Below are 20,937 nucleotides of genomic sequence, written 5' to 3'. Positions count from 1 at the left end.
AATAAAAAATTAGGAAAAGTATGTTAGCAAGTAATGTCTTAAAGTTGCGCTTGGATCGTATTGAACAACAAGGACATCATTTGTCTGTCAAAGATCAGATAAAACTCGTGACATTAATACAGCCGGATTTAACGGCTAACCTCTATACGCAGTTATTTAATTTAACTCTACCTAAGATTTGGTATTTCCGACACAGTACAGTCGATGAAATTCATTGTTCATTACGTTTAATTCAGCTCATCAATCGAGTTTTTATTCCTGCTTATCCACAACATGCCTATCGATATGCTTGGTTTGAGCAAGGACTGATGTTCAGACTGCAATATACTCAGCAACCGCTCGCATTATCTGAACGTGCTGCGGTATTAACTCAGTTACTCGCTTGCCAAGATAGTGATCTCAAACTGAGTATTCTTAACCAGTTACAAGATAAATATAATGATGCTCCCGTTAAGTTAGCATTAGCCGAGTTATATACCCGTTTAGCGGATTGGTCAGCCGCAATTAAAAGCTACCGTATACTATTTCAACAGCAAGCCACTCAGCCAGAAAGTGTGCATTATGATTTTATACGCTGTTTATTGAGTCGAAATGATTATTGCAATGAGCAAGGACAGCGTGATGCGGTTGAGGCTTTAGAATGTTTGACCAATCTTGATTATATTCAGCAACCGCATTTACATGAGCAATTAACACAAAGGGCAGTTGCTTTGTTATTGCCAGAAAATTTGCAATCACAGCCTAGCGAATTACCTAAATCATTGCTTGGTATCCAGCATAAATTAAAATTTGTTGGGTATTCCATAAATTATTGGCTAACAATGGATGAATTCACAGTTCCCTATTACAGGAATGTAGTAGAGGATGCGCCTAAGCTGTTAAGTAACCAAGAAATTGTGATGAGTTTGGATCGTCATAAAGCAGCAAATACAGCCTTACAAAAAATTCTAGCAGGGCGTGATCTGAAGTTAGTCAGTGGAATTAATGCGATCAATCATCGCATGGGATTTATTTGGAACTACTTACAAATTAATCCACTAGTACTTGATGCCTTGGTAACGACCGCTCATCGTGAACCTGATGCATTTTATAATTTAAAGCAAATCTCCGCACCTGATTACCAGCATGATGCAGCGTTGTTACAAGTGTCATCTTATCTTGCTAAACAGCAGGTTGCATATAATCTAAGTCAACAAGGACATTGCATCGAATTTGTTGAGCACACTGATGTTGCAAGTTTTGATTTGATTGTTGATGGTACGCCGATGCAGGTAAAATGTAGCTTAGTTGCAGAGCGAATTGAGGCATTTGCAAGACAGCATCCGCATATTGCGATTATTGTTAATATTGAACTAGCGCATTTACAAGAAAAATATCCTTCAGTTTTTGCTGATTTTGCTTTGAGTTATGCTTCAGTACAGCGCTCAGCTGTTGTGTGTTTGCAGCATTCAACTGGCAATGAAGAGTTTTTACCGATTCCATTGATGAATACCGGTTTTGCAGTATATCGTAATTTTAATACAACGATAAATTCACCGATATTGGGGATGTATTCGCAAGATAAATATTCGAGTTCAATACCAAAAAATGGCTTGGCCATTGGGACTAGCGTCGGTAGTGTGGTTTCGGATTCAATTGGTGCTTTCTTTGTTGGAGGGCTTACAGTATATCGAAATTGGCGAATACAGAAGATCGAGCAACGTCGACCTGTTTCAGAGAAAGTAGCGATAAAAGCTCAATCTGATTTGGTCATTGATTTGTTAATCCGCTTTGCTGAATGGTTTAATCAAAATTTATTAAAATATCGTGTTGATTTATATGCATTTCAACTGAGACAGATTGAAACAAAGCTGATGGGTAAGCTTCCAGATGCTGTTATTTCAACAACCTTATATGCTTATAAGTTTGAGGCTTATCAACGTGCACTCAGGTTGTATGTATGGATACAAAAACAATTAGCGCATGATCATCCTAAACGCAGAGCTCAGGCAGGCTGGGTTGCATTAGCACAGGCAGACCAATTTATGTCGATTGAGTTGAAGCAACGTATGACACAGCTAAATACTGAACTACAAAAATATAAGCAAATGTCTCAACATGTTGTTAAGTTGCCAGATTTGGAACAACAAGCCCCCAACGATGCCAATCCACCTTATTCAATGCAAGCCATCTAAGATTTAGAAATCAGAAAATTTATGGATTAGCTTGAATGATCTGCCTCTGAGGTTGAACTCCCTAAAACAAGGGTTGCAAGTTTTAACATATCGACTTGAATTTTATTAAACTGTGCTGCGATTTTTTCAAAATCTAATTGGCTAATGTCTTGTTGACCATGTAAAAGAGGTAGATTGAGTAACTGTTGATTTGCACTCAGCAGACTTTGGCGGATTTGGTCTACTTCGGTGCTTTTGAGTTGCAAAGACAACAAAACATCATGTAATGCATGAAGCTCTTGTTTAAGTTTTGCAGTACTTTCTTTGAGTTGTTGAACATTCTGGTTTTGAATCGCCTGTTCGAGTTGGCTCTGTGAGTTCTGGAGCAATGCTGTATAGTCATCTGTTTTGAGTTGCAATTGCGCAACATCACGGATGATATTAAACATATTGCCATGACTTAGACTCTGTTCTTCTACTATATTCGAAAGGGGCTTTTGTTCTGTGCTCGAAGAAATATTTTGTTCTAGTTCAGTAGATTGCTGAGTTTGTTCATTCTTTTGAGGTGATTGGTCACAACCTACCAGCGCAATCGTGCTAATGAGTGCCGTTGCAGAGAGAATCGCAGAGATAGAACGGTGTTTAAGCATGACAGAACTTCATCAAAATCTGAAAAGAGCGTCACTATAATCAGAAAGTGTGAAGAAAAATGTGATTTTTGCAATTCGTTAACATTTTCACGCAATAAGATAATACAGGTTGGTTCGAGCTGAGGTGTGAGAAGAATAAAATTATTCTTCTCAACGATGATGAAACTATTTTGCCAATTCCGCTTCAATCGCAGTCACAATGCGTTCGTCATCTGCAGTGATATCAGGTGCAAAGCGTGCAACGATTTCGCCTTGTTTATTGACGAGGAATTTCTCAAAATTCCAAAGTACTTCTGGTGGGTTATTAGGTGTTAAACCATAATCTACAAGGTCTTTCCACCAAGGCCCTTCTCCAATACGCTCTGGAATCGCTTGGGTCAATGTCTGGTAAAGTGGATGCTTATCATCACCCGCGACAGAAATTTTGGCGAAAAGCGGGAAATGTACATCATAATTGAGTGAACAGAATTGCTCGATTTCTTCATTTGAACCCGGTTCTTGTTCTAAGAAGTTATTGGCAGGGAAGCCGAGAATTTCCAAGCCTTGATCTTTTTTCGCTTGATATAGTTTTTCTAAACCTTCGTATTGAGGGGTCAATCCACATTTTGAGGCAACATTCACCAGTAGTAAAACTTTGCCTTTATATTGTTCTAGATCAATTTCTTGACCTTTAATGTCTTTAACTGGAATGTGATAAACCGATTGGCTCATGGAGGGTGTCCTAATTTGTTGTTGTGAAATCACTTGTTTGTTTTAACTGCTAATCTTTTAGAGTGCAATGCTATTGATATGAATACATACAAAATATGATGAAAAATGTATAACTTTAAAGCGTTGCATTTTTAAGTTGTATGGGGGTTTGTCCCGTGTAGCGTTTAAAAAACTCGATGAAACTTGAACTATGATGATAGCCAAGTGCAAATGCCAATTGTTTAATGGTCATTCCTTCGCGAATTTGATTAATCGAAAAAATAATTTTTGCTCGATTGCGCCATTCTGAGAGTGTGAGTTGTAACTCTTGTTGACTCAGTCGCAATACATGTCGTTCGCTCACGTTAAAATGATGAAGAACTTGCTGTAAGCTCAAATGAAATAACTCAGGATCAGCAAGCTTTTCTAAAATTGGAGATAAAATAGGATGATTGCTTTGAGGGAGATAATGTGAATACGTTGGTGCTTGTTTGAGTTGATCGAACAATACTTGGAGTAGATGTTCCAAATACTCTGGTGAATGGTTTTGCTTTTGTTGTTCTAAGATTTGAATGACCAATGCGCGGAAAAAAGGTTGGATACTGAAACAACGACAACTATTTCCTAAAAATTGCCCAAATTTAGGGTGTAGACGAATACAAATATAATGAATCTCATGCTCTACGGGCAGCGATTGATGTTCAGTACGCGGTGGTAACCACAGTCCATAGCTGGGTGGAGATAGGTAATATTTTCCTTCAATATCAAACTCTAAAGTCCCATTAAGGCTAAAGTTGAAGTCTCCCCAAAGTGAAGAATGTGGGCTAACAACATCGTCTTTTTGATAGAGAAACTCATGCACTTCAATACCATGTAAAAAAGGAAATTGTTCAGCCACATCATGCTTCATGGGGGACACCTTTATTCACTTTTACAGCTAAGCTGAGGGTTATTTAAACCGCGTGCAAAGGTGAAAATCAATACCAGAGAACAAAGTACCAGCGGAAGCATGGCAAAGAATAAAATGGTTCCATCAAAATGATCGACAATAATTCCGCCAAACATACTGCCTAAGGCAATTAAAATGAGGAAGGTCAATGTCACCATTGGCATGCCTTTTTCTACTGCTTCTGGTGCGTGAGTAAACATCCAGATATTCACTGCCGTTGGTATGATGCCATAAGCGAAGCCCCATAAAGCCGTCAACACAATAGCGGTCATGATATGTGCACCAAACATTGGCAGGCTTAGAAATGCCAAAAAGAATGCAAAACCACTGACTGCAAAAGTATAGCGAATATTGATTTGCCCGAGATAACCGGCAAAGATATTTCCAAAAATCCCCGCAATTCCATATACCAAAAGTAAACGGCTAATCAGCCCATCAGAGAAATCAATCTGATGTTTAAAAAAGGCTGAAAAATAACTATAAACTGCGAAGTGTGCAAATCCCATAAAGATAAAAATAATCAGCCCCTTACGAGCAGCGGGATGTTGCACAAGAATTGGAAGTTCTTTCCAACGCAGCGAAGACGATGGTTTTAATTGGGGTAAATAGAGGTATTGGAAGATAAAAAGCAAGATTCCCATGAGTGATATGACGGTGAAAGAGGTGCGCCAGCCGTTATACTGTGCCAACCACGTGCCCATAGGTACACCGAGTACACTTGCTAAGGTTACCCCGAAAGCGACCCAAGCCGTTGCTTTGGCAATCGGTAAATGCGGTGGAGCTAAGCGACCACTGAGAGCAACTGCTGTTGCCCAAAAGCCACCAATCGCAATCCCTAAAATAATACGTCCAAACAGTAATAATGCAAAGTTGGACGCAAAAGCTGTAATGAAATTGGCCAAAATCATGAGCAAGGTTAACAGTAGTAATAGTGTCCGGCGATCCAGTGTTTTGGCCGATATCGGGATCAATACTGCGGCAAACATCCCGACGATGGCCGTTAACGAAACAGTTAAACCTGCTGTCCCAACGGACACTTGAAAATCTCGTGCGATCTCATTAAGTACACCCACAGCAAGGAATTCGCCAGTGACCAGCGCGAAAGCACTTAATGTGACAGAGAGCAATGCAAACCAATTGCCTTGAGAAGGGTTTGACTCAATGGGTCGTATATCAGTGGGAGATGATTGTTCCATAATAATTTCCTTTATTGTTAGATAGATAACAATAAAATTGAAAAAGATTGAATTTTTATAACGATCGTTAAAAAATAAAATAGTTGATAAAAGCGATGGCGTCAATTAATTTAATAGTGATCGTTATAAAAATATTTGTGATTGCTATGACCCATGCAGATGATTCTCTAATAACATCGAGTGACGACACGCTCAAAAAAAAGCGTGGGCGGCCTAAGTGCTTTGATGAGCAACAGGCTTTAGAAAAAGCAATGTTGCTGTTTTGGGAGCATGGTTATGAAGCGACATCTGTCAGTGACTTAACACAAGCATTGGAGCTGACGGCACCAAGTTTATATAGTAGTTTTGGTGATAAAGCTGGGCTTTTTTATAAATGTATTGATTATTATTTGGCGCATGAGGCTTGTCCTATTGAAGCGATCTTCTTAGAAGCGAAGACTGCTAAAGTGGCATTCGAACTTTATCTTTATGACAATGTACAACGTTTAGCACAGCCAGATAAACCAACAGGATGTATGTTGGTGGTGGCAACCATTAACTGTTCGGATAATGCACAACAAATTCAGCATAATATTTTAGAAAAACGTTTGAAAACCAAGCAAAGGCTACTAGAGCGTCTGCAACAAGGGGTTGCTGATGGTGACTTGGCGGGAACTGTACCCGTAACGGAAATGGCTGATTTCTACGCTACGGTGTTACAAGGTTTAACCATGCAAGCACGGGATGGTGCAACGGTCTCCCAATTACATAAAGTGGTGGAACATGCGATGCGGACTTGGGAATTATTCGAATAATCGATGTCTAAAGCGCGATATAAATGTCTGATATACGATATTTCAATTATTTTAGACATCTCTCACAATATTTGCATGGTTGAAATAAGGTGAGACAAACTGATGGGTCAGTTATCTAAATATCAGAAATGGGCATTCGTATTGCCATTGATTGCGGTCTTGATTTGGTCGCTGAATATTGCTGTGACTCGCTACGTTGCTGATTATATTTCACCAGTCAGTATTAGTTTTTATCGTTGGTTGGTGGCTTTTCTGATATTAACGCCGTTTATGTTACCAAAAATTTGGCAACAACGTACTTTGATTCGCCCTCTGATTCCTAAATTGGCGGTATTAAGTGCTTTTGGTATGGTGTTGTACCAAGGCTTATCCTATGCGGCAGCACACTATACTACTGCCACTAATATGGGAATCGTCAATGCTTTTGTTCCTATCTTTACCATTTTTATCTCCTATCTGATTTTAAAAGATCGCCCAAATCGATTCGCAATTTTAGGAAGTGTGCTGTCATTTGCTGGATTGCTTTATGTCATGGGTCAAGGGCATATTTCGAGCTTATTTATGCAAGGTGGGCATTGGGGTGATGCTGTGATGGTACTTGCTGTTGGGTTTTATGCTTTTTATGGTGTATTTCTTAAAAAGTGGCAATTACAATTGCCCCTCATGACTAGTCTATATGTTCAAATTGGATTCGCTTTGTTATACCACCTGCCATTTTTACTCTGGTTAGGGCTGGACTGGATCAATGCTGAAAATGCAGCAAGTGTAATTTATGCGGGGGTCTTCCCATCCTTAATCGCACCATTGTTATGGATGTTGGCTGTTCAGACAATAGGTCCAAATCGAACCAGTATTTTCATGAATTTAATGCCGGTGTTTACAGCAATCATTGCAAGTTTTTGGTTGATGGAAAGCTGGACAATTTATCATACCCTTGGTGGTTTTATGATCTTAGTTGGGATCATTATGGCGCAGAAGAAAACTGTGAAATTGTCTTCACGCGCATTAAAACCAACAGGATAAGGTGACCATTGAATGTGCGTTTGGCTAAAAAATAGACAAACGCACAAAAATATGAGTATGAAGACTATTCTTTCTATTTGATATTGAAGGCATATTTTTAAGAATAGCTAAAATTATCATCAAAAAAAAGCTTAATAAAAATAAAAATATAATTTTATTGAAAATCCAAAGATGACAAAAATGGTATGCTTTTCACATTTTTTGTTAGGGGAATAATATATTTGTATAAATGAGATGATTCCGCCATAATATCCACTGAAGCAAATTGATACATTTTTTCACTTGCTGACCGAATTTTCGAACCCTCTGGATGTGATTATACACATCCTTTTTATGCTCAGTTATCCCTATATAACTGAGCTTTTTTTTGCCTATTTTAGGCGCGAACAATTTCACCTGTTAATGCATTGAGAATCCGACTCGGTTCTTGGCTCAGTCCTAGATTGCCTGCTAAGTAATGCAGGGAATGACCAAAGTAATTTTGTGCTTCCTCTAAGCTGCGGGCTGGTGCTAACCCAGCAGGATTAGCGCTCGTAGACACAATAAAGCCATTAAAATGATGACAAAGTTCGACACATAATGGATGTGTAGTGACGCGTACTGCCACTAAAGGATGTTGTCCTTTGATCCATGTTGGAATATGTTGGTCTGCAGGCAGGAGCCATGTTGTTGCACGCTCTGTTTCAAGGCGATTTGACCAACTGGTAATCACTTGATCCCGAATTGTGGCTTCAAGATCTTGTAATAAATGCTCTACTTGCTCAATACAGCCGGCTAATAAAATGACACCTTTTTCAATTGGACGATGTTTGCATTCAAGGATATTTTGAAATGCCTGTTGATTGAATGGATCACAACCTAGCCCCCAAACGGCTTCAGTAGGATACGCGAGTACTTGTCCTTGTTTTAAAAGTTGAGCGGCATCAGCAACAGAGGAAGTAATCATGTGATGTATACGAAAAAGGAGAAGACAAAGCTTAGTTTAAAGCATTGGACGGCAACGTAAATAGCGTCCGCCTTGTTGTGTGCATAAACCTAATAATTCAAGCTCCATGAGTTGTGAGGTAAGCTCAGCAATATTATTTTGCTGTTGTTGCGACAGTTGATCTATGTCTTGTCCAACCCAGTCTAAACACTGATATAGCCCAACCAAGTGTGGAGGAAGACTTGGAGTGGTAGTTGGGGACTTTTCTGATGGCTGCTGTTTGGATTGCCACTGGGTGGGTAAGGCTAAATCTTCAATTACTTGGTCTGGGTGGTCGACTAAAATTGCACCTTCTCGAATGAGTTGGTGACAGCCTTGATGATATTCACTATAGATATGTCCAGGAATTGCGAATACCATTTTCCCTTGGTTCGCTGCTTGATTGGCAGTAATGAGGGAACCGCTTTTGATTGCGGCTTCAACCACAACTACACCAAGACTTAAACCACTGACAATCCGGTTACGGCGAGGAAAATGTTGCTGTAAAGGCATAGTGGAGGGAAGGAACTCAGAGATGACAGCACCCGACTGTGCAATTTGCTGGGCTAGCTGTACATGTTGAGTTGGATAGACACGGTCTAATCCAGTCCCTACAACAGCAATGGTTCGTTGGTGAGCTAATCCACCTTGATGAGCTGCATGATCTATACCATGTGCTAGACCACTACTAATATAAAAACCTTTTTCACTTAAATAATACGCAAAATCATAAGCGACTTGTCGTCCGTGTGGGCTAGGCTTACGACTCCCCACCATTGCAATTTGTGGTTGCAATAAAGCGTGCGGATTCCCTTGTCCAAACAGTATTGGAGGACGATCTGGATAGGGGAGAAGCTGTGTCGGATAGCCAATATCTTGAGGGGTTAAAATGAAATCACTATGTTGGCAGATCAGTTTTACCAATTGTGTAAACTGTAGTTGTCCTTCGGATGTTTGAAAATCAGCCAAACGTTTTAAATGATTGGCATGTAAGCCCAATTGTTGCCATTCAGAAAAACGGTTGGTTTGGGTTGCTTGTTCGCAATCGCCAAAATAGTCGACAATTTTTTGAAAACTGGAAAGCGAATGTTGAACCAAATACCACACCAGTACGACTGGGTAGTGGTGTGGTAATAATTGATTCAACATAAGATATCTACTTAGTTATCTAAACGAGGTGGTTTGATACTTGAGCCCACCTTAATTGGTAACTCACTTTCAAGTACATAGGCATAGCTGATACGGTCAAAGCTCTTAAAGACCATCACACTGCCGACATATTGCCCTGGTAGTTTGACATTTTCTTTGGTCTTAGGGTCTTTAACCGTTTCGCCGTCTTGATAAGCATTAAATACTTGTCCGATTTCAATCCCATCAGCTGTGCCACGATCAACAGTGACAACACCATTTTTAGCGGCTGTGCCAATTGAACCCATGACACGGATGATTTTACCGCCATCTTTAACTTGGTTTGCATCGGTTGGGTAGAATAATGTTGGTAACATAGCGTCGTGTTCTGGCATGACACGATCGCCACGACGGACTTCACCATTATAACTATCGGTGAGTTCGACGGTTGTAATATCCTTTTCATTGCTAATGGTCACACCTGAAGCAACTTGGGTCAATTCAATGCCAAGAATTTGCTTTTTACCATGCTCATCAAGAATGGTGTAAGGTTCCCCTTCACGGAAAATACCATAGCGTTGACCATTCTCGATACCATTACCACGAACATATACGCGTTGACCTTTGCCAGCAAGTACTCTTTGATCAGCAGTGCCGAGAATGTATGGGGTATGTGTAATGGCATCAGCTGGAAGAATGGTTGTCCGTTCGAGCCATTGCTGAATATGGGTTAATGGAATAACTGGAATGCTATTGTTGAGTGCTTCGACACGCACCTGTGGGCGTAATGTTGAAGTGTTGCCTGTATAACGACGAATAATACCCGCACAGCCATCTCCCTCATCTTTGCCCACCAATGGCTTACCGTTCAGACTACAAAGCAGTAAGCGATCGCCGGGATAGATCCAATGTGGGTTTTTAACGTGCTTATTGCTTGCCCAAATCTCAGGCCAACGCCAAGGTTTGCTTAAAAACTTACCTGAAATATCCCAAAGTGTATCGCCTTTTTTGACCACATAAACATGTGGTGCACCCACTTTTACTGAAGGTGGGCTAACGTTTGGGCTTGCAGCATGTGCAAGATTGGCATTCATGCCCAGTCCTGCACAAATTGCAGCGGCAATCAGTTGTTTTTTTAACCCCAAGGCATGAAATGATTGTATGCCGTTTAAAACCTTTTTCATTATCATAATTCCTAAAAATTATGTGTGTAGTTGCGTTATAATAACGACTTTACACACAATTTTTTTTTGATCAAGCATTCCCTTCAGTCGGTTTTTTGATCAACGGCATAAGTTGAGGATGTCAGTATGGCCTTATTACCTATTCTAAGTTTCCCTGATCCCCGCCTTCGTACCATTGCCAAGCCAGTCGAAGAAGTCACTGATGAGATTCGTCAGCTTGCAGCAGATATGCTTGAAACCATGTACGAGGCACCGGGTATAGGTTTAGCGGCAACTCAGGTTGATCATCATATTCAGCTTATTGTTATGGATCTCTCTGAAGAGAAAAACCAACCGATGGTGTTCATTAACCCCAAAGTCACTCCGCTGACTGAAGAAACGCAGCCTTATGAAGAAGGCTGTCTCTCTGTGCCTCAAATATACGATAAAGTTGAGCGTCCGTCACGCGTAAAAATCGAAGCAATTAACCTTGAAGGTCAAGCATTTGAGGTAGAAGCTGACGAACTTCTCGCTGTTTGTATTCAACATGAAATGGATCACTTAAATGGTAAACTTTTTGTTGATTATTTATCACCACTAAAACGCCAACGTGCGCGTGAAAAGGTCGAAAAAGTGGTTCGTCAGCGCGAAAAAGAAAAAGTTGCAGTTAAACGTTAAGCTGTGAAAATTATTTGAAGATGTTTTCTTTGTTTCGTTGTGGTTTATTGCTTGCGTTTACCGCGGTCTGTTTACAGATTGCGGTATTCTTGCAGCCATTACTGCCGAAGCAATATCAGATTGCACCGGTCTGTGAAACGATTACACAGGCGTTGCTGCTACCAAAAGTCATAACAGCGCATAATCAACATGTGCAACACTCCTCGCATCATGGTTACCAGCTTGATCAGACTCAAGCATCGGTGACACAGCATGATCACCACGATCCCAATCATCAATGCCAATATTGTACCGTCTATGCCAATTTGATTTTGCCACCTGAACTGGGGATCAAAGAAGTTTTAGTTCGGATTCAAGTGCGGTTAGTTGCGTATCAGCAAGCTTTCAAGCATGTTTATTTTGCACTGCAACGACTGTTCTTATTGCCCCAAGGGCGGGCTCCACCTCTTTCTGCATAAATTAAAACTTTAATTTATTAGGGTTTACGTAACTCTAGCCCAGTTTTACTTATGTTTTAAGAGAGACCAATCATGGCTCAACCTAAATTTTTATTACAACCGTTAACGGTTGCGATTCTTGCTGCCTCAAATACTGCGATGGTATGGGCAAATACTGAAGTTCAACCACAATCTCAAACGGCTCAAGTGATACTTACACCGATTGTCGTCACCGCACAACAACCAAATGAGAGCAATGGTTTAGTGGTGCAGGCTGACCCGAAGAAGCCCATCCAACCCGTGCCAGCAACGGATGGAGCAGACTATTTACAGAGTATTATGGGCTTTAATGCGATTAAAAATGGGGGAACCAATGGTGATGTGACATTCCGTGGAATGTTTGGTTCACGGATTAAAATGCTCGTTGATGGTAGTGAAAATCTGGGGGCATGTCCGAGTCGTATGGATGCCCCAACATCTTATATTCAGCCTGAAAGCTTTGACAAAATTACCGTGATTAAAGGACCACAAACGGTACGGTATGCAACACCAGGTTCGGCTGCCACGGTGATTTTTGAGCGTCAACCAGAGAGTCTCAGCAAAGATCAGCCTTATCGTGGGCAGGCGAGTGTGGTGACAGGGTCATATGGACGTTTAGATCACAATGTCGAAGCCGCAATTGGGGATGAGACGAAATATGCACGTTTGAATGCCAATCGCTCCGTAGCAGACAACTATAAAGATGGTGATGATCAAACCGTTCATTCTAACTGGGAGCGTTGGAATGCTGATCTCGCCTTAGGTTGGAAACCGACACAGGATTCATGGTTGGAACTGCGTGCTGGTAAGGGCGATGGCGAAGCAGCCTATGCTGGTCGTAGTATGGATGGTTCGCAATTTAAACGAGAAAGCCTTGGTTTACATGCTGAACAAAAGAATCTAAATGAGGTGATTAAAAAGATCGAAGCCCAAGTGGATTATAGTTATAACGATCACATCATGGATAATTTTAGCTTGCGTACACCACCCATGACGACGATGAAAATGCATGGTATGGACATGACTATACCTAATAAAATGTCGATGCGTGTTGATCGCCGGACCTTAAATACGCGTTTCGCCGTAACAACTGATTGGGATAAGTTTAGTGTCATTTCAGGCGTAGACACACAGCATAATAAGCATGGTGGGGACATGGTGATGTATGCCATGCCATCAATGAATTCACCTTATGCTGAAGATTTAAAATTCCAGTCTTATGGTGGGTTTAGCGAGTGGACCTACAATGTTGATTCTGACCAAAAGCTAGTTGCAGGCGCACGTATTGATCAAGTCAAAATTGATAACTTGAAAAATGGTAAAGATCGCCGTGATACATTGGCAAGTGGTTTCATCCGTATCGAAAAAACTATACCTGAACATGGTGTAAAAACCTATGCAGGTCTGGGTTATGTTGAACGCAGCCCTGATTTCTGGGAGCTGTATAGTACTTCAACAAATCGTGGGGTTGGAGCAACAGATATGATGGGGAAAACTACCTATCGTATGCTTGATAATTTAAACAATCTCAAAAATGAACGTACAGCACAACTGGATGTTGGTTTTCAAACAGAACATGGTGCATGGAACACTTGGGCTTCTGCTTATGCCGGCTTAATCAAAGACTTTATTTTGTTGGAATATAATACACCGGCTAAGAGACAGCCTTTGGCGCGTAATGTGGATGCAACGATTGCCGGGGCAGAAGCGGGTGTAGGTTACCAATTTAATGATCAGATCCAAGCGGATGTATCCACCATGTATGCTTGGGGGAAAAATACCTCTGATGATCGTGCCTTGCCACAAATCGCACCTTTAGAAGGACGTATTAATCTTCGTTATGTCGAGGATAAGTATAGCTTGGGGCTATTGTGGCGTGTGGTCGCTAAGCAGAATCGTATCAGCCTAAATGAAGGGAATGTGGTGGGTTATGATATGAATGAAAGCAAGTCGTTTAATACATTAGCAGTGAACGGTAGTTATCAATTAACCAAGGCAATGGATGTTTCGGTTGGTATTGATAACCTTCTAGATAAAACTTATACCGAGCATCTTAATAAAGCAGGCGCTTCGATGTTTGGTTATGGCGCCAGTGAACAGTTCAATAATATTGGTCGAAATTACTGGATGCGCATGAGCATGAAGTTCTAAGCAACAAAAAACAAGGTGGATACTTCCACCTTGTTTTTAAAATTTAAGCTAAACAATCTTGTTTTGGCATTAGGCTATCGCAGTACAACGGATTGAGTGCACATTGTAAGTCATCAATCTGTTCTTGAGTGACATACCCATTGGCTTTGAGATATTCGGCGACACGGTCATCACGTAGACTTAAGAATGCAGCATCATAAACGCCCAGATCAACAAACAAAGCAGCCGTTTCTAAGCTATTAAAATGATCTAGGAATACATCATTTTCATACATCAAGAAAATATGTCCGAATTCAGCTGTGCTACGAATTTTTAAATGTTGTGCCAATTGTTCAGGGCGTGTTTTGATGAACAATAAATCTGAAAGCTCATCAAATTGAGTACGATCGAGTTGGTTAGCCCCTGCTTTAACATGACCAAGCCATGCCTTAAAGACGAGTACCGCACCGCCACGTAATAACATACTCCACATCTGATATCGTGTTTCTTCATCGAGATGTGCTGATTCAGTTTCTAATGTATTTAAAAACAATTCTTCCTGTTGAGCGAGCTTTTCAAACAGTCCAAGTCCCTGAGGCTGGTATGCAGCAGGTGCAAATACATCAAAATTCAATTCATCAAAGACCTTTAAAGCCAAAGGAATTGCTGTTTGATAAAGCGTATCAAGTGCACGTATATGCGCGTCATCTAATTTATTTTGTACAAAAATCGCTTTCCAGTCCAATTCTGGTAATAACGCATTGGCACTGTATTGGCGATAAAATTGTTGTGAACGAAGTTCTGATGTAGGCTGCTGATTCATGCTCAATGTCCTTTCTGATAATAATAATGAGAAACCCAAAACATGAACCTAGGTTCCTCTTGATACGCATAAATTTATGCGTTATTCAGAAAGCAAGTAGAATACGACTAAAGTCTCATATGTCGATTTGAGATGTTAAATTTAAATAAAAACAAATAGATGTTAAATTGTAAATAAATATACAAATGTTCTGTAATGTAAGTGAACATTTTTGCCATAGTCAAAAAAGCTTTGAGCACTTTGGTCACTTTATCATCTGCTAAATCTAATTATTTTGGTGTTTTACGCCTATGTTTCAAAATATATTGCTATTTTGTTGAGACATTACGCTTTTGGCCAAAGAGAAATATCTAATCAGTTCACAGAATTGATTACATCGGCATAATTTTTAATCCTGATAGCCATGCACGTAAAGCAGCGGGTTTCAATGGTTTTCGAAGTAGCACAATATTTTGCTCTTTGAGCCGTTGTGGTAATTCAGGATCTGAATCTGCAGTGATCAGGGCAACAGGTACATGGGCAGGTCGATGCTGCTCGATAAAATCTAAACCAAGTTGATCTTGATTTAAATGCTGATCGATCAACCAGACTTGAATATCTTCTTGTTCAATCAGTTTCAGAGCTTCTTCAGGTTCAGTGGCAGTGAAAATTTTATATCCCCATTTACCTAATAAGGTGCGCATACCTTCTAGAATGGTCTCGTCATTGTCTAGGCATAGTACTTTGTAGGCAGTATGTTGCAGCGCAGTATTTTGTGTAGGTACGACATGAGGTTTTCTTGCTTCCGCCAAAGGCACTTCAATCATAAAGCAGGAACCTTTGCCTAATTCAGAGTACACATAGACTGGAAAATCCAATAAATGAGTCATGCGTTGGACAATAGCCAAGCCAAGCCCCAGTCCTTGTTCTCCCCAAGGTGAGGTATGTCCGCAGCGTTCAAACTCTTGGAAAAGTTTGATCCGTTGTTGTTCATTAATGCCTGGTCCTGTGTCCCATACACCAATCCGGATATGATTTGGACGCTGAGCTGAACGTAAAACACCCACCACCACACGGCCTTGGGCGGTATAGCGCAGTGCATTACTCACGAAGTTTTGGATAATACGTCGCATCCATTGCGGATCAGTATCGACCCAAAATTTTGTGTCGTGGACTTTGAGCTGGATATTTCTTTGAGCGGCAATCGATTTAAATTGTAGTTCAAGATCGCTGAGTAAATCATGTAGTGCGTAAGCTTGACGTTTAGGCTGAATCGTTCCGCCTTCTAATCGTGCAATATCTAGCAGTGCAGACAACATGCTCTCCGCCCCATATAAGGCGCGATCAAGTTGTTGCAGTGTTTGTTGGTCTTCGGCTGAATGTACGCTTTGTTCTAATGCGGTACTGAACAAGCGTGCAGCGTGCATGGGTTGTAGTAAGTCATGGCTGGCTGCGGCAAGGAAGCGGCTTTTAGATTGATTGGCTTTATCGGCTTGCTCGAGTGCTAATTGCTGTTCTTTCAGTGCATCTGCAAGCTGCTGGGTTCGGTCGTGCACACGTTCTTCGAGTACCGCTTCATTGGTACGGAAGGCCGTAATATCTGCAAAGGTGGTAACAAAACCACCGCCTTTAATCGGATTGCCTCGCATTTGAATGACACGCCCATCTTTACGGATTCGCTCAAACTCATGTGCACTTCCAACCTTCATCCAGTGAAGGCGTTTACGTACATGTTCTTCAACAGGACCGGGGCCACATTCACCACGTTCTGCGTTATAACGAATCAAATCTGCAATTGGGCAACCGACATAAACCAGATCTTTGGGATAATCAAACAGTTTTAAATATTGATTATTCCAAGCGACCAAACACATATTTTTATCGACCACGCTTACACCTTGTGTCATGTGATCAATCATGGTCATCAACAGGTTTTGATTAAAACGTTGCCATTGTGAGGCCTGATCCAAAATATTGGCCACTTGTCCCAAGGCCAAACCATTATTGATGAGTGCTGTGGTCAATAAAGTTCGTGCAGAGGCGGCCCCAATAATGCCAGCGAGATATTGTTCAGTGAACCGCCACCACATACCATTGGCGACATGATTTTCATTTAAAACAATGTGGTTCTGTTCGCAGAATTGTTGGAAGGCTTGGTTGGTTGGTCGTTCTCCCGTAATGCGTTTGGCAAGTGCCAATAAGTCTCCAACTTTGAGCCGAGCTGCGTTTTGATGTAAATCATTCAGATCTACAGTTGCATGCGTAGATGCTACAGGCTTGGTTTCATAATAAAAAAAGCTCTCAGCTTGAATTTGCTCGGCGATACTTGGGCGGTAAAGTCTTGAAATCCAGATATATAAAATGAGATTCAATCCTAAAGACCAAAGCACACCGTGTGTTAATGGCGCAAACGACTCAAAACCGAGTAGCGCTTCAGGACGGAGGCTATGAATGTTAAACGGCCCAAACAATAAGATATGTTGGGCAATGTTCTGATAATCTTCAGGCAGACTGCGTAATAAGGTCGGAAAAAGTAGAGTGTAACTCCACATGAAAAAACCAACGATCAATCCGACATAGACCCCTTGGCGACTCGCACCACGCCAATATAATCCGCCGATGAGAGAAGGTGCGAATTGTGCTACGGCACTAAATGCTAAAAGACCAAATACTGAAAGTTGATTAATATCATTAAAGAAATTAAAAAATAAAAAGCCAAGTAACATGACACTCAGAATACTGATACGCCGTGTTAGCTTAAGCACTTTGGGAAGCTGGGGATCATGTCGAGAAATCACTTTGAAATGCCAAAGTGCAGGCATAATCAAATCGTTACTCAGCATGATGGAAAGTGCGACTGATGCAACCAGTAACATTCCTGTGGATGCGGAAAAGCCTCCCAAGAAAGCTAAAAGCGCCAGCCAATCCTGCTGATAGCTGAGTGGTAATGCTAAAACAGCAATATCTGAGGTGCCCAATGATTCAGGAAGGGCATTTAAAGCCCAACTCGCGATAGGGATGATCGCGAGTGTTGTTAAAATTAAATAGATGGCAAACCAGAGTCGTGCGCCATGAATATGCTTTTCATCACGAAGTTCAACCACAGCAACATGAAATTGGCGTGGAAGGCAAATCATCGCAAGGGCAGCAAGTAAAGTTTGAACCCAGAAGGTTTCAGGTACGCCGAGTTGCTGTACATTATAAAAATGCTGCGATACATCATGGCTGACCTGTTTAATGTTTTCAGGGGACTGCAACAAGAAAAATCCAGCAACACAAAGTAAAGCAAATAGTTTGACAAAAGATTCAAACGCGACGGCAAGCATCAAACCACCGTGTTGTTCGGTATTTGCAATATGACGTGTTCCGAAAATCATTGCCAAAATGGCTAACAGCGCTGTAAGCATCAAGACACTGTTGGTTGTGGTATGAATTTGTGAGTTGGGCTCTAAAACTACTGCTGCACTTAAGGCAATTGCATGGAGCTGAAGGGCGAGATAAGGCACGATTGCAATTACAGCTAATATCGTGACTAAGGCTGCCAAACGACCACTTTTTCCGTAGCGAGCAGCAATGAAATCTGCAATTGATGAAATGGAATGGTATTGTCGGATACGTCCTAAACGTTTCCAGATATCATAACCAAACCAAATAAATAATAATGGACCAAGATAAATAGGTAGAAACAGGATGCCTTCACGAACAGCAGCACCTGTTGCTCCATAAAATGTCCAAGATGAACAATATACCCCTAAGGTTAAGCTGAACAGCAACATTCGACCACGCGCACTGAGGCGACTGGCGTGTTTTTCTCCAAAAAAAGCACAACCAAATAACAACGCAATATAAAGTGCGAGTACGCCAAGAATAAGCCAGCTGTTCATATTGCTCACGTAATCAAATTCCATTTTTTATCATACCCGAAGCATGGGCTTGGAGAAGTGTATCAATACGTTTGTAGAGACCAAAGTCTAAGTTACGGCATCATCATAAACTTGCTAACTTGGATAGTGAAGAATCCCGTAGAGAAAAAGGGGTCCATGGTCGGACACAAAAATAAGGAGTTGGTTATGGATGATTCACAAGTAGACCAGATTCTACGTAATCCAAAATTTAAGGAAATGGTGAGGCGGAAAAGTATCTTAAGCTGGACACTCACAGGAATTATGCTGTTTATCTATGTCGGTTTTATGCTTTTGGTCGGCTACAACAAAGAATTTTTAGGAAGCTCATTTAGCGGAGGAGTAACCACTGTAGGTATCCCCCTTGGTTTGAGCATCATCGTGTTGTCATTTTTATTATGTGGTGTGTATTCCTACATTGCCAATAATAAGCTTGATCAACTGAATGAAGAGGCACTCAAGGAAGTTGAGGCGATCACGCATGAAAAAGGGATGCATTAAGATGAAAGGAATGTCATTTACAGCAAAACTTTTCGCCGTGATCAGTTTTTGTTGTTCAAGTATTGCATTTGCAGGACCTGATTTGGGTGCGGCGGAGCAACAAGCAACCAACTGGCACGCGATTATCATGTTCGCAATTTTTGTTGGTTTAACGCTATTCATTACCAAGTGGGCCGCAAAGCAAACTCAATCTGCTAAAGACTTCTATACTGCGGGTGGCGGTATTAGCGGTTTCCAAAATGGTTTAGCGATTGCTGGTGACTACATGTCTGCCGCATCGTTTCTCGGTATTTCTGCCATGGTCTTCATGTCAGGTTTTGATGGTTTACTTTACTCACTCGGCTTTATGGTCGGTTGGCCCATCGTATTGTTCTTAATTGCCGAGCGTTTACGTAATTTAGGTAAATATAATTTATCAGATGTGGTGTCTTTCCGTCTGGAAGAGAAGCCTGTACGTACTCTTGCGGCAATGAGTTCATTGGTGGTGGTTGCATTTTATCTGATTGCACAAATGGTGGGAGCAGGTCAGTTAATTAAACTACTCTTTGGTCTGAACTATAATGTTGCGGTAGTGATCGTTGGCTTACTGATGATGGCGTATGTCATGTTCGGTGGGATGTTGGCGACAACATGGGTTCAAATCATCAAAGCAGTGATGCTACTGAGTGGTGCAACCTTCATGGCTTTCATGGTGATGAAAGGCGTTGGGTTTAGCTTTAGTAACATGTTCAATCAGGCGATTGAAGCTTATGGTCAAGCCCATCACTTAAGCTGGAATGAAGCTTTAAGAATCATGAGTCCTGGTTCATTGACAGCAAATCCAATTGATGCTGTTTCACTTGGTCTTGCACTAATGTTTGGTACGGCTGGTTTACCACATATTTTAATGCGCTTCTTTACAGTTAAAGATGCGAAAGAAGCACGTAAATCTGTTGTGGTTGCCACAGGTTTCATTGGTTACTTCTACCTTTTAACCTTTATCATTGGTTTTGGTGCAATCTTATTCGTTGCCAACAACCCACAATTCCTTGATCTTGCAAAAATGGCAGTGACAGGAAAGTTAGAATTGATGGGGGGGAATAACATGGCTGCGGTGCATCTGAGTGATGCAGTCGGTGGCGATTTATTCATGGGCTTTATCTCTGCGGTTGCCTTTGCCACAATTTTAGCGGTGGTTGCTGGATTAACTCTGTCAGGCGCATCAGCGATTTCACATGATCTTTATGCAAACGTATTCAAAAAAGGTAAAACTACGCCTGCATCTGAGCTACGTATGTCAAAAATTGCAACTTTAGGTTTAGCTGTTTTTGCGATGGTACTTGGTATTTTATTTGAAAAACAAAACGTTGCATTCATGGTTGGTTTGGCGTTCTCGGTTGCGTGTTGTGCAAACTTTCCAATCCTTGTGTTGTCTATGTTTTGGAAAGGGTTGACCACACGTGGTGCGGTCATTGGTGGTTTAGTTGGTTTGATTGGTGCGGTCAGCTTAATTATTCTTTCTAAAGCAGTTTGGGTTGATACGTTGGGTATTTCTGATACTGCACCAAACCCATTCAATGGTCCTGCATTATTTGCGATGCCATTGTCATTCTTCTGTTGTTGGTTCTTCTCTGTAACAGATAAGTCTGCACGTGCAGAAAAAGACCGTAAGGCATTTGATGCGCAATATGTGCGTTCGATGACTGGGGTGGGTGCTACAGGTGCATCTGATCACTAATCAACATATTGATATAAAGAT

General features: G+C 41.1%; 17 protein-coding genes. 8 read left to right on the top strand and 9 right to left on the bottom strand.

Annotated elements, in window-relative coordinates:
• Positions 1–20: 20 nt before the first annotated feature.
• Positions 21–2,174, top strand: coding sequence for a hypothetical protein (locus F2A31_RS14855; protein ID WP_150027311.1), 2,154 nt, complete (start codon positions 21–23; stop codon positions 2,172–2,174).
• A 26-nt stretch (positions 2,175–2,200) separates the two neighbouring features.
• Here the strand turns inward: F2A31_RS14855 and F2A31_RS14850 are convergent, their stop codons facing one another.
• The 4 genes from F2A31_RS14850 to F2A31_RS14835 all read right to left on the bottom strand — a co-directional run bounded on the left by F2A31_RS14850 (position 2,201) and on the right by F2A31_RS14835 (position 5,638).
• Complete coding sequence (locus tag F2A31_RS14850) at positions 2,201–2,803, bottom strand: hypothetical protein (protein WP_150027309.1); 603 nt, start codon at positions 2,801–2,803, stop codon at positions 2,201–2,203.
• 165 nt (positions 2,804–2,968) lie between these two features.
• Positions 2,969–3,514, bottom strand: a complete 546-nt coding sequence (locus F2A31_RS14845) for a glutathione peroxidase (RefSeq protein WP_150027307.1) — start codon at positions 3,512–3,514, stop codon at positions 2,969–2,971.
• A 115-nt stretch (positions 3,515–3,629) separates the two neighbouring features.
• Entirely contained in the window at positions 3,630–4,403 is a 774-nt protein-coding gene (locus F2A31_RS14840; RefSeq protein ID WP_150027305.1) for a helix-turn-helix transcriptional regulator, read from the bottom strand.
• Between the two features lie 11 nt (positions 4,404–4,414).
• The gene (locus tag F2A31_RS14835; protein WP_150027303.1) at positions 4,415–5,638 is read right to left on the bottom strand and encodes an MFS transporter; all 1,224 of its coding nucleotides are present in this window, start codon (positions 5,636–5,638) and stop codon (positions 4,415–4,417) included.
• Positions 5,639–5,784: 146 nt separating this feature from the next.
• Here F2A31_RS14835 and F2A31_RS14830 point away from each other — a divergent pair, with 146 nt between their 5' ends.
• Positions 5,785–6,432 carry a TetR/AcrR family transcriptional regulator gene (locus tag F2A31_RS14830; protein ID WP_150027301.1) on the top strand — a complete coding sequence of 216 codons (648 nt, stop codon included), beginning with the start codon at positions 5,785–5,787 and terminating at the stop codon, positions 6,430–6,432.
• A gap of 102 nt (positions 6,433–6,534) precedes the next feature.
• Positions 6,535–7,455 carry a DMT family transporter gene (locus F2A31_RS14825; protein WP_150027300.1) on the top strand — a complete coding sequence of 307 codons (921 nt, stop codon included), beginning with the start codon at positions 6,535–6,537 and terminating at the stop codon, positions 7,453–7,455.
• A 376-nt stretch (positions 7,456–7,831) separates the two neighbouring features.
• Here the strand turns inward: F2A31_RS14825 and F2A31_RS14820 are convergent, their stop codons facing one another.
• Genes F2A31_RS14820 through F2A31_RS14810 form a run of 3 tightly spaced genes read right to left on the bottom strand, consistent with a single transcriptional unit; the run spans position 7,832 to position 10,731 of the window.
• Positions 7,832–8,401, bottom strand: a complete 570-nt coding sequence (locus tag F2A31_RS14820) for a Sua5/YciO/YrdC/YwlC family protein (RefSeq protein WP_150027298.1) — start codon at positions 8,399–8,401, stop codon at positions 7,832–7,834.
• A gap of 36 nt (positions 8,402–8,437) precedes the next feature.
• The gene (dprA, locus tag F2A31_RS14815; protein WP_150027296.1) at positions 8,438–9,568 is read right to left on the bottom strand and encodes a DNA-processing protein DprA; all 1,131 of its coding nucleotides are present in this window, start codon (positions 9,566–9,568) and stop codon (positions 8,438–8,440) included.
• Positions 9,569–9,579: 11 nt separating this feature from the next.
• Positions 9,580–10,731 carry a LysM peptidoglycan-binding domain-containing protein gene (locus F2A31_RS14810; protein ID WP_150027294.1) on the bottom strand — a complete coding sequence of 384 codons (1,152 nt, stop codon included), beginning with the start codon at positions 10,729–10,731 and terminating at the stop codon, positions 9,580–9,582.
• A gap of 126 nt (positions 10,732–10,857) precedes the next feature.
• Between F2A31_RS14810 and def the strand changes: the two genes are divergently transcribed.
• From def to F2A31_RS14795, 3 genes are all read left to right on the top strand, one after another.
• Complete coding sequence (def, locus tag F2A31_RS14805) at positions 10,858–11,388, top strand: peptide deformylase (protein ID WP_150027292.1); 531 nt, start codon at positions 10,858–10,860, stop codon at positions 11,386–11,388.
• Between the two features lie 20 nt (positions 11,389–11,408).
• On the top strand, positions 11,409–11,846 hold the full coding sequence (locus F2A31_RS14800; protein WP_150027290.1) for a DUF2946 family protein: 438 nt from the start codon (positions 11,409–11,411) through the stop codon (positions 11,844–11,846).
• 72 nt (positions 11,847–11,918) lie between these two features.
• Positions 11,919–14,015 carry a TonB-dependent copper receptor gene (locus F2A31_RS14795; RefSeq protein WP_150027288.1) on the top strand — a complete coding sequence of 699 codons (2,097 nt, stop codon included), beginning with the start codon at positions 11,919–11,921 and terminating at the stop codon, positions 14,013–14,015.
• Between the two features lie 43 nt (positions 14,016–14,058).
• Here F2A31_RS14795 and F2A31_RS14790 read toward each other — a convergent pair whose 3' ends face one another.
• Entirely contained in the window at positions 14,059–14,817 is a 759-nt protein-coding gene (locus F2A31_RS14790; RefSeq protein ID WP_150027286.1) for a hypothetical protein, read from the bottom strand.
• A 371-nt stretch (positions 14,818–15,188) separates the two neighbouring features.
• Positions 15,189–18,680: a hybrid sensor histidine kinase/response regulator gene (locus F2A31_RS14785; protein ID WP_171490607.1), complete on the bottom strand. Its 3,492-nt coding sequence runs from the start codon at positions 18,678–18,680 to the stop codon at positions 15,189–15,191.
• Positions 18,681–18,866: 186 nt separating this feature from the next.
• On the opposite strand from F2A31_RS14785, the gene F2A31_RS14780 reads away from it, so the two are divergent.
• Together F2A31_RS14780 and F2A31_RS14775 are read left to right on the top strand one after the other, a co-directional pair.
• The gene (locus tag F2A31_RS14780; protein WP_004637510.1) at positions 18,867–19,199 is read left to right on the top strand and encodes a DUF485 domain-containing protein; all 333 of its coding nucleotides are present in this window, start codon (positions 18,867–18,869) and stop codon (positions 19,197–19,199) included.
• A gap of 1 nt (position 19,200) precedes the next feature.
• A complete protein-coding gene (locus F2A31_RS14775) occupies positions 19,201–20,916 on the top strand; it encodes a cation acetate symporter (RefSeq protein WP_150027282.1) in 1,716 nt (571 codons plus the stop codon).
• Positions 20,917–20,937 lie beyond the last annotated feature (21 nt).

Origin of the sequence: Acinetobacter suaedae, from assembly GCF_008630915.1 — a bacterium.
GTDB lineage: Bacteria > Pseudomonadota > Gammaproteobacteria > Pseudomonadales > Moraxellaceae > Acinetobacter > Acinetobacter suaedae.
Note: the sequence above shows the minus strand (reverse complement) of the source record. Positions and strands in the feature narration are given on the sequence as shown.

Bases quoted from the DNA above. Each gene is read 5' to 3' on its own strand.
- F2A31_RS14855 (WP_150027311.1), top strand. From the start codon at position 21: ATGTTAGCAAGTAATGTCTTAAAGTTGCGCTTGGATCGTATTGAACAA.
- F2A31_RS14850 (WP_150027309.1), bottom strand. From the start codon at position 2,803: ATGCTTAAACACCGTTCTATCTCTGCGATTCTCTCTGCAACGGCACTC.
- F2A31_RS14845 (WP_150027307.1), bottom strand. From the start codon at position 3,514: ATGAGCCAATCGGTTTATCACATTCCAGTTAAAGACATTAAAGGTCAA.
- F2A31_RS14840 (WP_150027305.1), bottom strand. From the start codon at position 4,403: ATGAAGCATGATGTGGCTGAACAATTTCCTTTTTTACATGGTATTGAA.
- F2A31_RS14835 (WP_150027303.1), bottom strand. From the start codon at position 5,638: ATGGAACAATCATCTCCCACTGATATACGACCCATTGAGTCAAACCCT.
- F2A31_RS14830 (WP_150027301.1), top strand. From the start codon at position 5,785: ATGACCCATGCAGATGATTCTCTAATAACATCGAGTGACGACACGCTC.
- F2A31_RS14825 (WP_150027300.1), top strand. From the start codon at position 6,535: ATGGGTCAGTTATCTAAATATCAGAAATGGGCATTCGTATTGCCATTG.
- F2A31_RS14820 (WP_150027298.1), bottom strand. From the start codon at position 8,401: ATGATTACTTCCTCTGTTGCTGATGCCGCTCAACTTTTAAAACAAGGA.
- dprA (WP_150027296.1), bottom strand. From the start codon at position 9,568: ATGTTGAATCAATTATTACCACACCACTACCCAGTCGTACTGGTGTGG.
- F2A31_RS14810 (WP_150027294.1), bottom strand. From the start codon at position 10,731: ATGAAAAAGGTTTTAAACGGCATACAATCATTTCATGCCTTGGGGTTA.
- def (WP_150027292.1), top strand. From the start codon at position 10,858: ATGGCCTTATTACCTATTCTAAGTTTCCCTGATCCCCGCCTTCGTACC.
- F2A31_RS14800 (WP_150027290.1), top strand. From the start codon at position 11,409: ATGTTTTCTTTGTTTCGTTGTGGTTTATTGCTTGCGTTTACCGCGGTC.
- F2A31_RS14795 (WP_150027288.1), top strand. From the start codon at position 11,919: ATGGCTCAACCTAAATTTTTATTACAACCGTTAACGGTTGCGATTCTT.
- F2A31_RS14790 (WP_150027286.1), bottom strand. From the start codon at position 14,817: ATGAATCAGCAGCCTACATCAGAACTTCGTTCACAACAATTTTATCGC.
- F2A31_RS14785 (WP_171490607.1), bottom strand. From the start codon at position 18,680: ATGAACAGCTGGCTTATTCTTGGCGTACTCGCACTTTATATTGCGTTG.
- F2A31_RS14780 (WP_004637510.1), top strand. From the start codon at position 18,867: ATGGATGATTCACAAGTAGACCAGATTCTACGTAATCCAAAATTTAAG.
- F2A31_RS14775 (WP_150027282.1), top strand. From the start codon at position 19,201: ATGAAAGGAATGTCATTTACAGCAAAACTTTTCGCCGTGATCAGTTTT.